The organism is Reichenbachiella faecimaris, assembly GCF_900176375.1.
GTDB classification, from domain to species: Bacteria; Bacteroidota; Bacteroidia; order Cytophagales; family Cyclobacteriaceae; genus Reichenbachiella; species Reichenbachiella faecimaris.
The window spans coordinates 851434-864442 of record NZ_FWYF01000001.1; the positions used below are offsets into that span (position 1 = coordinate 851434).

A 13009-nucleotide genomic window follows, 5' to 3' on the forward strand; every position below is an offset into this window, starting at 1 on the left:
TATGCAAAAGACAATCATTGGAATGATTTTTCATGGCGAGTACCCTACTCATCCCAGGATAGAAAATCAGGCGCTACATCTGATCTCAGAGGGTGCAGAAATCCATCTTTTCTGTGTCACTTATCAAAAAAAGAAAGCTGGCATGGTTGTGCACAAGGGCATCAATGTGCATCGCACCTATCTACCTAACTGGATGTACAAGCTGTCTGCACTTGCCTATACTTTCCCGCTTTACCATCGTCTGATGAGCTCACACCTCAAGCAATTTATACAGAACAGTAAAGCGCAGACATTACACCTTCACAATATGAATTTGGCTCAACCAGTTTTTGACATCAACCAATCCGCAAAACTGCCTATCGTACTGGATCTGCATGAAAATGTACCTGAAATCATGAAGCTCTATCCACATCTACAAAAAGGGCTAGGTAAATTTCTAATCAATCCAGTCGTTTGGAAAAAGAAAGAGCAAGAATTTATCAAACGATCAGCTGCTATCATTGTGGTGACAAATGAAGCCAAGGAAGAGGTCTTGTCCCGTGTGGAAATAGATGATAGCAAAATACTTGTACTCCCCAATTTCACAGATGATTCCTTCATCAAACCCGAATACGACAAATCTCTTGCTGCTAGATTCAAGAGTAAATTCAATATGCTCTATATCGGAGATACAGGAGTCAGAAGAGGATTAGAATCAGTTATGAAAGCCATCCCGCTATTGATCAATGACATTTCAAACCTCAACTTGATCATTGTGGGGTCCAGCAGCAATGACGAAAACCTTAGAGTTTTAATGCAAAAAGAAGGCGTTGAAAATTTCGTCTCTGTAGAAGGCTGGCAATCTGAAAATCTTTTAGCCGATTATGTAAATGTCGCACATGTAGGCCTCTGCCCTATCCTTAGAAATTTACACCACGACACCACGTATGCTAACAAATTATTTCAATATGCCAGACTTGGAAAACCAATACTGGCAAGCAATAGTACTGCTCAGAAAAATCTAATAGAAAGTGAATCATGGGGCCTTATTCACGAGGCCAATGATCCAGAAGACTTCGCTAAGCAACTCAAAAAATTGTATTTAGATGAAACTTTACGAACTCAACTGGGGCAAAACGCAGCCAAATCCATTCGCAAAAAATTCAACTATTCATCCAGTGAATTTGGTATAGAATTTTACCAAGAATTAAACCTGAGGTAGTACTTCCTTTTTAACAAAAGAATACCCAATAGCACCTATCAACAATAGAATCAATAGACTGCTGGATACTAAAGTGACCGTATTTCCTATAGTATAGGATGCTGGTTCAAATCTAAACTCAATCACATGCTCACCTTCCGGTATTTCCAAAGCTCTTAATATATAATTGACTCTTAAGATTCCAGCCTCTTCCCCATCAATTGTGGCTATCCAACCTTCAGGGTAAAAGACTTCTGAAAAAACACCAATTCCATAGCTCGAATTGCTAGCAGAGTATTTTAGATAGTTTGGTTTGTATTCCAGCAATTTAATTTGGCCATCAGCAGAAGGTACTTGATCTGAAATAGAAAATTTAGATTCATCTATAACAGCAGATTTTTTTGTGTCAATCTGCCCTACTGCATTGATCTCTTCGTCTGCACTAGTGACTTCGATAATATCTTGAACAAACCAAGCATTCCCGTTAGCTGTAGAGTTAGGTAAAACAGCGTTTGCGGAAGCCCCTGCAATGAAGTATTTCGTATTCAGCATATTAAGAACGCCAATCTCGCCAAAATCAAAAGACCCACTTTGCAAAGCTGAAATGATCTGAGACTGCTCTGGTGCTATGGCCCTTTCTATCAACTCTTGATAACGCCCTAGCTTTGCTCCGTGATAGCCGCCAATGGACTTATGATGATAGGAGGTTTTTGCGTCATTGAATGGATTGAGCAAATTCATTACTCTATAGTCAGTATCTTTATCCTGCAAAATCTTTTTATCAGCCTCAGTCAACTGAAATTCTGACTGGCGAGACTTTCTTACGAATGTATCTGAGTTGATGAAACGCTTGGATATGCCAAACATATCAACGAAAACAAAAAGGATAAGCAAGGTGTACGCTATTCCTTTGGATAACTTTTCTTTAAGCAATGCCAAAATCACACCAGCAAATAGTAGTACAAAGATCAAACTGCGCAAAGCATCCATTCTGAGCAAAGAAGCCCTATCTGCTCGCAAGGCATTCAGATACCAATCTGGGTAATTCGCCAATTGTGCATCTACAGCTCCTCTGTAACTTCCCATACCTGCAAATAAGACGCATAGCAATGCAAAACCAGCTACACCTCCAATGGCCATGAGTAATTTCTTCTGAGTTTGTTTATTGAAGTCAGATGACAACAATTTTTCCAATCCCAAGAATCCTCCCAAAATCATGGCAAACACTGCAATGATAATCGCAAAAGTCACTGATCTAAACTTGCTGTACCCTGGGAGGTAATCAAATATGAAATAATTCAAACTGAAATTACTTCCCCAGCTCAATACAAGTGCAAAAATGACCAATCCCCCTAACCAAATTCTGTACTTAGCCTCTAGCAAAATCATCCCTAGAACGAACAAAAACACCACAATGGCTCCTGCATAATAAGGAGCAGTGAGTGGTTGATCACCCCAATAGGCTGGTGCGGCCGAAACTTGCTGTTTGATCTGCTGTCTATTAGCTCCATTCTTTTTTAGCGCTTCCTCCAGATTAGAATTCTTACCTAAATCCTCTCTGGCAGATCCTCCATAAAAATTGGGGATGAATAGAAACAATGGCTCAAAAATGCCATTGCTGTATTGAAAGGCATAGTCTGTATCCAGGCCAGCTTTAGCTTCAACCCCTCCTACTTCTGTCAATTCAGATTTACCACGAATCGAATACTTACTATATTCCATGGTGGTAATCAATGATCCAAAATTGGCTCCAACTGCTAAAAGTGCAGCCACAACTAATATGACACTGGTCTTCGCAAAATCAGGAAACGTCTTTTCTTTTATGGCAGAGACCAGCTGCATGATCCCATAGGCAAGCACGATGAGCAATAGATAGTAGGTGATTTGAAGGTGATTAGGACGAAGGTGTATGGCCAGTCCTATGGAAGTAACCACAAATCCCCAAATTCTATTGCCTTTGAAGGCCAAATGAATCCCTGCCATCACCAATGGCATAGTAGACACAGCAGAGATTTTGGAGTTGTGTCCGGCCATTAGGCCAATAATAGAAAAGGCTGTAAATCCATAGGCCAGCCCTCCTGCAATCGCCAACCATGATCGCACGCCCATGACCAACAACAATAGGTAACACGAAAGGCAACTCACGAAAATTGTTGACATTGGGTAGGTCAAAAATAGCCCATACAGTCGATGTACATACTTCATTAAATCACCTGAAAACCTGACATTAATGAGATACCCAGGCATTCCACTAAACATGGAATTGGTCCAGAGACCTTCTTCTCCTGTCTTTTCTCTATAATCAATCAGTTCCTTAGCTCCTCCCTCCCATTGTGTAATGTCGTGTTGTGGCAGCGTTTTTCCTTCAAAAAATACTGGAGCGAAAAACAAAACGGTGGCTAAACAAAAAATAGCAATAGCTACTGCATGTGGCAAAAGGTCTTTCTTAAAATTGAGATTTAGCATAAATCTAATGAAGTGCTGGGTTCTAAATATTCTAAAGGTAATATTAGCTCAAATGAATCTAAATACTATTTCAAGGCTTGAATTAATCGTTCAATATCCTTTTCATTGTTGTAAAAATAAATACCCAAACGGATCAACCCGTGGCGATGCGTGAAAGCTACATTCGCAGCACGAAGTGCCTTTACTCGCGCTTCACTACCCTCAATCATTAAAATGTTTGAACTCATAGGAGTGGGTGTGATTAGTTCAATATCAATACGAGACAATTCATCAACCAAGCACGCATGCAACTCCTTGGTTCTTGTTTGAATATTTTCAAAACCTATTTCCAACAACTCATGAAGTGACTGATGCAAGGCGAAAACCTGTTGCGTTTTGACATGACCCAACTCGAAACGTCTGACCCCAGAAACATAATTATCAACGTCTTTCACATCCTCTTTCCCATCAACTATTGAACAGTGGCCTGCCACTTCAAATGGGTATTTTTCCTCGAAGTGTTGCCTGGCGATAGCTACTCCAGTGCCATATCCCGCCAACAACCACTTGTAGCAGGTAGCCAAAAATACATCTATATAAACCTCACTTAAATCAAGCTCATGCGGGCCTAAGCCCTGGGTTCCATCCACTATAAAAATCGCCCCATACTTTTTGCACATGTCTCCTATGACTTTCAAGTCAAAGATCAGCCCAGAGTTGTACATTACCCAACTCAAGACCAGCACTTCAGCCCCACGCTTGAGTTGCTCTTCAATTTTGTCTAATGGATAATTATATCCTTCTCGCGCGATCCATTCAATGTTACATTTTCGCCCAACCCAAGGGGCGGTTACAGAAGGAAAATCCTGATCCAACAGCACAATTTTTTTATCTGACAATCTATCAGCCAAATGTACCATTGCCGTACTGACATCCCCAATTAGTGCAGCATGATGATGCTTTGCATTGGTCACCTCCAATATCTTTTCTCGAATATCTTCTGACTTCTCAATAGTCTCAGCATACAGGGTATTGCCCTGAGTTTGAAGACTTTTTATGCAATCCATTTGTTTCTCCACAGTAGCATCTGACATTGCCCCAAAATAGGGTGTTTCAAAAAATACTTTTTCGTTGGGTAGTTGATAGTTAGCCCTAATCTGATTCCAGTCTACTCTCATGATCTCTGCTTGTAATTTAAAGGTGGTTTATTGCCGTTGATATGGCCATTGTGGTTGTCCATCACGAAGAAATAAATATAGCTGCTCTTTTTCTTATATTTATAATGATAAATATTAATCATCTAGATCAATAAACTTGGACATCAGACTCAAAAAAAATGTGCTCGGACTGCTTGTAGCTATACTCATTTCTTGTCCACCCGTATCTCAGGTCATGGCTCAATCTTCGCTTGAAAGCAGTATGACCAGAGGCAAACTCATTTATCGGAATGAATGCATGATTTGTCATGCGGGAAATGGAGAAGGACTGGTGAGAGCTTTTCCTCCTTTGGCCAATTCAGACTACTTTGAAGACGATATATCTAAGGCTGTAGAAGCAATATCAAACGGACTGGAAGGTGAGATTGTAGTAAATAATGAAACCTATTATGGTTTGATGGATCCAATAAAGTTATCTAATCAAGAACTAGCTGATGTACTAAACTACATTCGAAATAGCTGGGGCGGAAAGGCCACAGAATTGACGGCGAATGATATTGAAAAAATGAGATGAAAGAATTCAAAACCATACTAGAAGCATACCACAAAATAGATTTTAACGAACGCAAGGTGGCATTGGCGACTGTCGTTCAAGTGAAAGGTTCATCTTATCGCAGTCCTGGTGCGCGAATGCTGATGCTGGACAATGGAAGATGGGTAGGCTCTATCAGTGGTGGTTGCCTGGAAGGGGATGCGCTCAGAAAAGCTCGTCAGGTCATACTAAGTGGTGAGCCAAGAACAGTTACCTACGATACATCCAATGATGATGATAATCAGTTGGGAATCGGATTAGGCTGCAATGGTATCATAGATATTATCATAGAACCCATTGATCCAAATCAAGAATCCAACCCCATCACGAATCTTGAGACTTTCCTAAACTATGGAGGTCTGGGAGCCAGTGCAACTGTCTTTGAATCGAGCACTGAAAATATTCCTGTAGGCTCAAAAGTTGACCTGAATGACAAACAAGAACTGTCAGGCGCTTCAAATGAGCTGCAGCAGTTACTAATCGCAGATTTGCATGCAGTGGTAGAAAATCAAAAACCAGAAATCAAAAGCTTTGAAATTCAAGGTGAGAAAATCAAAGTCTTTTTTGAACTGATCCAACCTGGAATAGACCTCTTGATTTTTGGAGGCGGGTTTGACGCAAAGCCTGTTACCGAACTGGCCCATGTGCTTGGCTGGAATGTGAGAGTGACCGACGAATGCGTAGCTCACTTGGTTCCAATCAACTTCCCTCTCGCTAATCAGTTGCAATCTTGCAAAAGGGAGTTTGTACAAAAAGAAATCAAAATCACACCCTTTACAGCTGTGGTTCTCATGTCGCACAATCTGAAATATGATGAAGAAGTGATGCGCCAGATCATCAATAGTGATGCGCCATACATTGGCATTCTTGGGCCTAAGAAAAGAGCGGAAAAAATATTCAAGACACTCAAAGACAAATATGAAATCGACATTACATCTCACCAGCTGGACAAAATCCATGCACCTATTGGATTAGACATTGGTGCTGAGACACCAGATGAAATCGCAGTATCCATCATCAGCGAAATTCAAGCCAAATTTTCTAATCGATCTGGGGGATTCATCAAATATAGAACAGGGCCTATTCATCACAGAGATGGAAAAGAGGATCAGGTTTTTAGACAAGTATATCTTAAAAATTTCTTCCCTAAACAAAAATCCAATTAGCACCTCTCCTACCATATTGATCTTGGCTGCAGGCAGCTCCAGTCGATTGGGACAACCTAAACAACTCTTGCACTTCAAAGGCAAAACACTAATCGAGAACGTGGTGAAAACAGCTTCCAGTCTATCGAATGAAGTTTTTGTAATACTTGGCAGCAGTCACGAAAAAATTGCGCCCATGGTTCCACATGCCTCTGCCAAAATAACCTACTTTGAAGAATGGCAACAAGGCATGGGCAGTACGATTTCCTTTGGTGTGCAGCAGATTCTAAACCAAGATAGATACACAAAAAATATCCTCATATTGCTTTGCGACCAGCTACATGTAACAGAGCAAATACTTACGGAGTTGATTTTTTTTCATGAAGAATCAGATCATTTAATCACAGCCTGTGGATATGACAAATCCTATGGTGCACCTGCCATTTTCAATAGAAAAACATTTTTGGACTTGCTCAACCTCCACGGTGAGCAAGGCGCCAAGAAAGTCATTCAAAAACACTTCAAAAGCACACAAATTATCTCCTATCCAGAAGCACAGGTGGATATTGATACACCTCAGGATTTGGCACTTTTGAAATAAAACATTTCAGTTTTACATTTTTCTTTAAATTCGATACCAAATTCTAATAAACCCATAAACATGCGTTGGAATAGTGAAAAAGTATTAAGTCTTTCAGCACTTGTAATCAGTTTGGCAACTCTCATTACGCTGATGTACCAATCCAAAATCATGCGTGAGCATGAAGAAAATTCTTCTTTCCCTAAGCTCGAACTTTGGAATAATAACCTGGATACTAAATACCAATTAGAACTAAAAAATACAGGATTAGGTCCAGGGATACTTGAAGATATCAAAGTCGCATACAAAGATTCGATCTATGATCTTGACCCCAGAGGATTTGCTCGTCTTTATTTGGATACAGTAAAATTCCCTTATTCTTTAGGAACTTCTACATTGGGCAAAGGACGAATCGTGCAACCAGGAGAAAAAATATGGCCTCTTCAAATCCTAAAAGATTCATCTTACAAACATCCATTGATAGAAATTTTTGGTAGTGGAGAAGCAAATGTCATTATCAACTACTCATCAGTCTACAGACAACATTGGCAGATCAAAGGAATCGGCAGTATTCCTGTCTTGCTAGAAGAAGAGCCACAGGTCATCAATGAAATGTTGAAACCTTAGAAAAACCAAAGTTTCACGGCCATAATCGAAACTGTCACAATCAAGAAATAGCGAATCCATTTGTCTCCCTTGTCTACTGACCATCTGCTAGCAAACCACCCACCAATAGAAGTACCCGCAGCCAAAGTCAACCCAAGCACCCAATCCACCTGACCTTCCCAAGTGAATACTGCCAGAGCAAAAAGGGTGTAGATCAATGCCACAAAAACTTTAATGCTGTTGGTTTTCACCAAAGACAAATGATTGATACCAGTCAGTGCAGCAATAATAATAAACCCTACTCCTGCCTGAATAAATCCACCATATATGCCTACAAAGAAAAAGGCAATGATACTCACTGTTTGACGCCCCTTGCTCATGAGCTCAACACCCTCCTCACTTTTTTTCTTAGGTTTAAATACGGTAATTGCAATGACCATCATCATAACAATAGCCAAAATCCGATTGAACAATTCGCCGCTAATATCCACAGCTATTTTTGCTCCGAGTATAGCCCCAATCAGAGCAGAAATAGATAACCAGATGGAAAAACGAAAAGAAGAAACGCCTTTGCTTTTGAACCCTCCAACAGCAAATATGTTTTGAAGAAAAATGCCTACACGATTCGTACCATTGGCCATAGCTGGAGGCAAGCCCAAAAAAATAAGTATGGGTAGTGTAAGCAGTGAACCACCACCAGCCACTACATTGATAAAACCGGCGATCAACCCAGAACCAAAGATCAATAGGTATTCATAATACTCCATGTCTATTCGATTTTAACCACTTCCAGTGGATCAGTACAAAGCCCCAACAAGTCCTTGTTGGTTTGGTTCATTTTTGGGTGTTTGTATTCTGGTGCTATCTCTACCAATGGCACCAAGGTAAATCTTCTATTTTGAATTTCAGGATGCGGCACAGTTAGACGCTGGCTGGTGATGACTTGATCTCCGTAATAAAGTATGTCAATATCAATCAGGCGTTCGCCCCAATGTTCAAACCTCACTCTACCCAGATCCTTTTCTATATCCAGACATTTGCCGAGTAAAACTTCAGGACTCTGTTCGGTTTCAATAGCCAATACCTGATTCAGAAAATCATCCTGATCTTCCTTGCCCCAGGCAGAGGTTTGATAGATGGCCGACGGTTTGATGATTTTACCAATACGCGCTATTATCAATTCCCTTGCTTGTAATAAATTGTGCTTTTTGTCACCTATGTTGGTACCTAAAAGCAAGTGGCATTGGCTCATAAAATAAATTTGAATCTGAGTCAGCCTATAGCTGAAATTTATAGTTTTGCAATAATAGAAAATAAAAGAAATCTAAGTCTATGTCCTTCTTTAAATCTGTCTTATCGACAATCACTGCACTGATTATCTTCTGTGTTATCTTTTTGTTCATTTTCATTCCCGCCATCATTGGAGTATTGGCTGCTATGGGTTCAGAAGACGCACCAGTGGTAGAAGAAAACTCTATGCTCTACATCAATCTCAGTGGTATAATTTCCGAGCGAGTGGCAGAAGATCCATTTGCTGAAATATTTCCAGATGAAGGAGATACACAATTACCACTACTAAAAACACTTGCCTCTATCGAGGCAGCTAAGTACGATAGCAACATTGAAGGCATCTATATGGAGCACGGCTACATCAGTGGTGGTTATGCTGCCTTAGACGAAATCAGACTGGCGCTCGAAGACTTTAAAAGCTCAGGTAAATTTATCTATAGTTATGGTGAGTTTATCTCAGAAGGAAACTACTATGTGGCGTCTGTTGCAGATGAGATCGTTTTGAATCCTATTGGATCACTGGAGTTTAATGGATTAAATGCAAGTGTGACTTTCTTCAAGGGGCTATTCGAAAAACTGGATATTGAAGCTCAGATTTTCCGAGTAGGCACTTACAAAAGTGCCGTAGAGCCCTTCTTCAGAAAAGACATGAGTGAGGCCAACAAGGAGCAGATGACTTCTTTCGTCAATGACATTTATGACAATATTCTCAAAAATGTAAGTACCTCAAGAAACATTGAATTGAACGAGTTGAAGAGAATTTCAGATCAGATGTTGGTGAGAAAAGCAGAAGATGCAGCTGAGTTTGGTTTGATCACCAAGGTAGCCTATGAGAATCAGGTGAAAGATATGATTAGGACCAGACTGGACTTAGCTCAAAAGGACAAAATCAAGTTTGTCAGTCTGAGAAATTATATGAAAACCATAGATTCTGACTACTCATCCAACAAAGTAGCAGTGATCGTGGCTGATGGTGAGATCGTATCAGGCAATGGCGATTTGGAATCAGTAGGTTCAGAAAAATTCATGAAAGCCATCCGCAAAGCAAGAGAAAGCAAGAGAGTAAAAGCCGTGGTGATTCGTATCAACTCTCCTGGTGGATCTATGGTAGCTTCAGACGTGATGTGGAATGAAATCATGCTAACAAAAAAGGAAAAACCTGTGATTGCCTCCATGTCCAACATGGCAGCTTCTGGTGGCTACTACATGGCCATGCCTTGCGACACCATTGTGGCACAGCCCATGACTATTACTGGTTCTATCGGGATTTTTGGTATGATTCCTAATCTGGGTGGTTTCTTGGAAAACAAGCTTGGCATCACCAATGATGGGGTGAGTACTGGACAATATTCTGATCTATATAGGGTATCAAGCGCTCTCAATCCACAAGAAAAAGCTATCATACAAACCTCAGTAGAGCGCGGCTATGAAACCTTTACCAGCAAAGCAGCAGAAGGCAGAGGCATGACCCAAGACGCGATCAAAGCAGTAGCCTCTGGTAGAGTATGGACAGGAAGCCAGGCCAAAGAAAGAGGCCTAGTAGACATCCTGGGCACCTACCATGATGCCGTAGAACTAGCCGCAGAAAAAGCAGGTATATCAGACGACTATGCTGTGAAGTACTATCCTGATTTGAAATCCAAGTGGGAAGAAATCTTCAGCACAGTGCTGGAAGAGACAGAAACCCGAATCTTCCATGCTAACTATGGAGAAATGGCCAAATATATAGACGCCATCAAGGAGCTGGAAAAATATCAGGGGGTACAAGCCAGGATGCCTTTTGAGGTGGAGTTGAAATGAAACTAGTTTTACTTACTACATGCGATAATTCAATTGATGCCAACTTAATCAGAACGAAACTTGAGCACGAGGGTATTCCTTGCTTTTTGAACAATGAAAACTTTACCAATCTCATGCCTCATTATTACAACCTGCTTGGCAGTGGTGTTCGAGTGATGATTTCCGATGAACTTCTAGATCAAGCCAAAGAAATAATTCAATTGCCAGATGGACGATTAAAGTGTCCAAACTGTAACTCAAAGAATATTTCAAACAAGGCCAAACCAATTCTCGAAAGATTAAAAATTATATTCATTGGAATTTTTTTGGTAGCACCAGTGGGAAATTTGATTACAAATTTCAAATGTGAGGATTGCCAAACAGAGTTTAAACAATAAACCTATACCATGCTCACCACTCAGAGTCACCCGAAAGAACGCTGTTTAGATTGGCTTTTAATCAGAACTCTCTATCGAGTAACTCTGGTGGAGAAGGGGAAATATTATCAGTCTATGAAACCAATCTTCACATCCCTCCTTCTCATCAGCCTTCTAAGCTGCAACAAGCCTTTAAAAAACAAATCAAGCAGATATTCCAGTTGCAACCAATTAATTGGTGTTTGTTCGGATTCCAATGGAGCATATTGCCTAAATGGTTATAAATGGGGTGAAGGAAATCCTTTGAACAGCAAAGGGTTGAATGCTGAGGGCCCTCAATTGGGAGTTCAGCACATCACTTTCAGTTTTCAAGAAAGTAATGGACTCGTAAATACCCATGCTCAAATCGATTTGCCAAGCTTATCCTTGATTTCACTTCCTGATTGTGCCAAAACACAATTCAGGAAAGCTTTTGATACGTGGGCTGATGTAGCCAACATTGGATTTAAAGAACTGGTTGAGAATAGTGAGGCAGCTATCAAAATAGCTGTGGCAGATATTCATGTGAGTGGTATAGGATTTCCTAATTATCCAGAGTCACCATGCGACCAACTCGCAGGAAACATCATAATCAAAGCCAATACTAAAGCCGACAACAACTGTCAAAGGTTTTACATTTTTGCACTTCATGAAATAGGACATGTCCTGGGACTGGGGCATGTATCGTCTGAAAACATCATGAATCCTGGCGTTGAAAAATACAACTACAAGGGTCTGCAAGAAGGAGATAAACAAGGCATCACTCAACTATATGGAGCACGTCTACTTTTCTAACAATCTCTTCTATTTCCTTGTGTCTCACAGGATTCTATTGGGCAGTCAGACGCCCCTTCAAATCAATGAATCGGCAAAGTACGATCTTTGTGCTCGCGATGTTTGTCGAGATGGAGATCCAAATGGTGATAAAGGCTCAGTCTGAATATATGGCGGTTTTCATAAACATTGGGAGCCCCAAAGTGCCGGAAGGTGTACATGTAACCTGCTTGTACTTGTAGCTGATCCATGAGATTATAGCCCAATCCTAAAAATGTGCGATTGTCCTCGAAATAATTATAGACAACAGACTTCCCAGCCTGTATAAAAATTTCATTATACGCACTCAAAAACAAAGTGTGGTTTTCAAAAGCGGGCTTATTGAGGGGTACGTACAAAGTCAGTTTGTATCTAAATCTATGCGTCAGTTTAAAATCCGATCCCTTTTCGTAGCCTCTCTTGTAACGCTGTTCTATTCGAATTTGATGAAATAGTTTGATATGATCAAATGGTGTAGCAAATACCATCTGCTCCCAAGTTCTGAACTGTGGCACGACCTTATCCAAATTGGGATCATCCTGATCTGGAGCCCAATAATAGGGATTTACAACTCCGACAGTCACATCCACATATTTGGACAATGAATAAGTAGCTCCAAATCTCAAATAGACTTGTGCCATGTCATTGAAACCATCTCGCTTTCGAAGGTGATACTCTCCATAATAGGCCCACTTGTCATTAAAATGATATTTAGTGTAAAAGCCTAGCCATACTCCTGTGCTAGTCACCTGATGTTTTTCTGCTGGCGGTACTCCGTTTTGTGCTTGAACAGATCCCAAAAAATTACATAACAAAAGGCAGACAATCGCAGGTTTAAAGAGATAGTACATTTATAGCGATTGAAATATTTAGAGAATATTTTGAATTATTTTGAGCAAATATGTAAATAAATCTTTCATTAGAAAATTTTTCAGTCATTATGTGATCAGGTACAGATAGAATCCAGGTAGTGTCCAATTTAAAATAACAAAAAGCACGCACGCTC

The 13009-nt window shown here is 40.3% G+C and carries 13 protein-coding genes; 8 read left to right on the forward strand and 5 right to left on the reverse strand.

Annotated elements, in window-relative coordinates:
- Position 1: 1 nt before the first annotated feature.
- Positions 2-1201: a glycosyltransferase gene (locus B9A58_RS03600; protein ID WP_084371048.1), complete on the forward strand. Its 1200-nt coding sequence runs from the start codon at positions 2-4 to the stop codon at positions 1199-1201.
- On the opposite strand, the gene B9A58_RS03605 is transcribed toward B9A58_RS03600, so the two are convergent.
- Positions 1187-3646 (reverse strand): glycosyltransferase family protein, encoded by a 2460-nt coding sequence (locus tag B9A58_RS03605; protein WP_084371049.1) that lies wholly within the window; start codon positions 3644-3646, stop codon positions 1187-1189. The two genes, B9A58_RS03600 and B9A58_RS03605, sit on opposite strands and share 15 nt — an antisense overlap.
- A 65-nt stretch (positions 3647-3711) precedes the next feature.
- The gene (locus B9A58_RS03610; RefSeq protein ID WP_084371050.1) at positions 3712-4803 is read right to left on the reverse strand and encodes an aminotransferase class V-fold PLP-dependent enzyme; all 1092 of its coding nucleotides are present in this window, start codon (positions 4801-4803) and stop codon (positions 3712-3714) included.
- A 136-nt stretch (positions 4804-4939) separates the two neighbouring features.
- On the opposite strand from B9A58_RS03610, the gene B9A58_RS03615 reads away from it, so the two are divergent.
- From B9A58_RS03615 to B9A58_RS03630, 4 genes are read left to right on the forward strand one after another with little or no spacing between them, the layout of a single operon-like run.
- Positions 4940-5356 (forward strand): c-type cytochrome, encoded by a 417-nt coding sequence (locus B9A58_RS03615; protein WP_084371051.1) that lies wholly within the window; start codon positions 4940-4942, stop codon positions 5354-5356.
- On the forward strand, positions 5353-6540 hold the full coding sequence (locus B9A58_RS03620; protein ID WP_084371052.1) for an XdhC family protein: 1188 nt from the start codon (positions 5353-5355) through the stop codon (positions 6538-6540). The genes B9A58_RS03615 and B9A58_RS03620 overlap by 4 nt, the downstream gene beginning before the upstream one ends.
- Positions 6470-7120, forward strand: a complete 651-nt coding sequence (locus B9A58_RS03625) for a nucleotidyltransferase family protein (protein WP_084371053.1) — start codon at positions 6470-6472, stop codon at positions 7118-7120. Before B9A58_RS03620 ends, B9A58_RS03625 begins: the two co-directional genes overlap by 71 nt.
- Before the next feature lie 60 nt (positions 7121-7180).
- On the forward strand, positions 7181-7726 hold the full coding sequence (locus B9A58_RS03630) for a hypothetical protein (protein WP_139793727.1): 546 nt from the start codon (positions 7181-7183) through the stop codon (positions 7724-7726).
- On the opposite strand, the gene B9A58_RS03635 is transcribed toward B9A58_RS03630, so the two are convergent.
- A complete protein-coding gene (locus B9A58_RS03635) occupies positions 7723-8472 on the reverse strand; it encodes a sulfite exporter TauE/SafE family protein (RefSeq protein ID WP_084371055.1) in 750 nt (249 codons plus the stop codon). The two genes, B9A58_RS03630 and B9A58_RS03635, sit on opposite strands and share 4 nt — an antisense overlap.
- Positions 8473-8474: 2 nt before the next feature.
- Positions 8475-8957 (reverse strand): 2-amino-4-hydroxy-6-hydroxymethyldihydropteridine diphosphokinase, encoded by a 483-nt coding sequence (folK, locus tag B9A58_RS03640; RefSeq protein ID WP_084371056.1) that lies wholly within the window; start codon positions 8955-8957, stop codon positions 8475-8477.
- An 80-nt stretch (positions 8958-9037) separates the two neighbouring features.
- On the opposite strand from folK, the gene sppA reads away from it, so the two are divergent.
- The 3 genes from sppA (at position 9038) to B9A58_RS03655 (ending at position 11985) form a co-directional block, all read left to right on the forward strand.
- Positions 9038-10795: a signal peptide peptidase SppA gene (sppA, locus tag B9A58_RS03645; RefSeq protein WP_084371057.1), complete on the forward strand. Its 1758-nt coding sequence runs from the start codon at positions 9038-9040 to the stop codon at positions 10793-10795.
- Positions 10792-11172, forward strand: a complete 381-nt coding sequence (locus tag B9A58_RS03650; protein ID WP_084371058.1) for a putative signal transducing protein — start codon at positions 10792-10794, stop codon at positions 11170-11172. The genes sppA and B9A58_RS03650 overlap by 4 nt, the downstream gene beginning before the upstream one ends.
- 114 nt (positions 11173-11286) lie before the next feature.
- Complete coding sequence (locus tag B9A58_RS03655) at positions 11287-11985, forward strand: matrixin family metalloprotease (protein ID WP_176214667.1); 699 nt, start codon at positions 11287-11289, stop codon at positions 11983-11985.
- A 62-nt stretch (positions 11986-12047) separates the two neighbouring features.
- On the opposite strand, the gene B9A58_RS03660 is transcribed toward B9A58_RS03655, so the two are convergent.
- Positions 12048-12854 carry a DUF2490 domain-containing protein gene (locus B9A58_RS03660; RefSeq protein WP_084371060.1) on the reverse strand — a complete coding sequence of 269 codons (807 nt, stop codon included), beginning with the start codon at positions 12852-12854 and terminating at the stop codon, positions 12048-12050.
- Between the last annotated feature and the right edge of the window lie 155 nt (positions 12855-13009).

What these genes read in the sequence shown, in the direction of transcription:
- B9A58_RS03620 (WP_084371052.1), top strand. Translation starts at nt 5,353, where the DNA reads ATGAAAGAATTCAAAACCATACTAGAAGCATACCACAAAATAGATTTT.
- B9A58_RS03610 (WP_084371050.1), bottom strand. Translation starts at nt 4,803, where the DNA reads ATGAGAGTAGACTGGAATCAGATTAGGGCTAACTATCAACTACCCAAC.
- B9A58_RS03635 (WP_084371055.1), bottom strand. Translation starts at nt 8,472, where the DNA reads ATGGAGTATTATGAATACCTATTGATCTTTGGTTCTGGGTTGATCGCC.
- B9A58_RS03660 (WP_084371060.1), bottom strand. Translation starts at nt 12,854, where the DNA reads ATGTACTATCTCTTTAAACCTGCGATTGTCTGCCTTTTGTTATGTAAT.
- B9A58_RS03600 (WP_084371048.1), top strand. Translation starts at nt 2, where the DNA reads ATGCAAAAGACAATCATTGGAATGATTTTTCATGGCGAGTACCCTACT.
- B9A58_RS03655 (WP_176214667.1), top strand. Translation starts at nt 11,287, where the DNA reads ATGAAACCAATCTTCACATCCCTCCTTCTCATCAGCCTTCTAAGCTGC.
- folK (WP_084371056.1), bottom strand. Translation starts at nt 8,957, where the DNA reads ATGAGCCAATGCCACTTGCTTTTAGGTACCAACATAGGTGACAAAAAG.
- B9A58_RS03630 (WP_139793727.1), top strand. Translation starts at nt 7,181, where the DNA reads ATGCGTTGGAATAGTGAAAAAGTATTAAGTCTTTCAGCACTTGTAATC.
- B9A58_RS03625 (WP_084371053.1), top strand. Translation starts at nt 6,470, where the DNA reads ATGGAAAAGAGGATCAGGTTTTTAGACAAGTATATCTTAAAAATTTCT.
- sppA (WP_084371057.1), top strand. Translation starts at nt 9,038, where the DNA reads ATGTCCTTCTTTAAATCTGTCTTATCGACAATCACTGCACTGATTATC.
- B9A58_RS03650 (WP_084371058.1), top strand. Translation starts at nt 10,792, where the DNA reads ATGAAACTAGTTTTACTTACTACATGCGATAATTCAATTGATGCCAAC.
- B9A58_RS03605 (WP_084371049.1), bottom strand. Translation starts at nt 3,646, where the DNA reads ATGCTAAATCTCAATTTTAAGAAAGACCTTTTGCCACATGCAGTAGCT.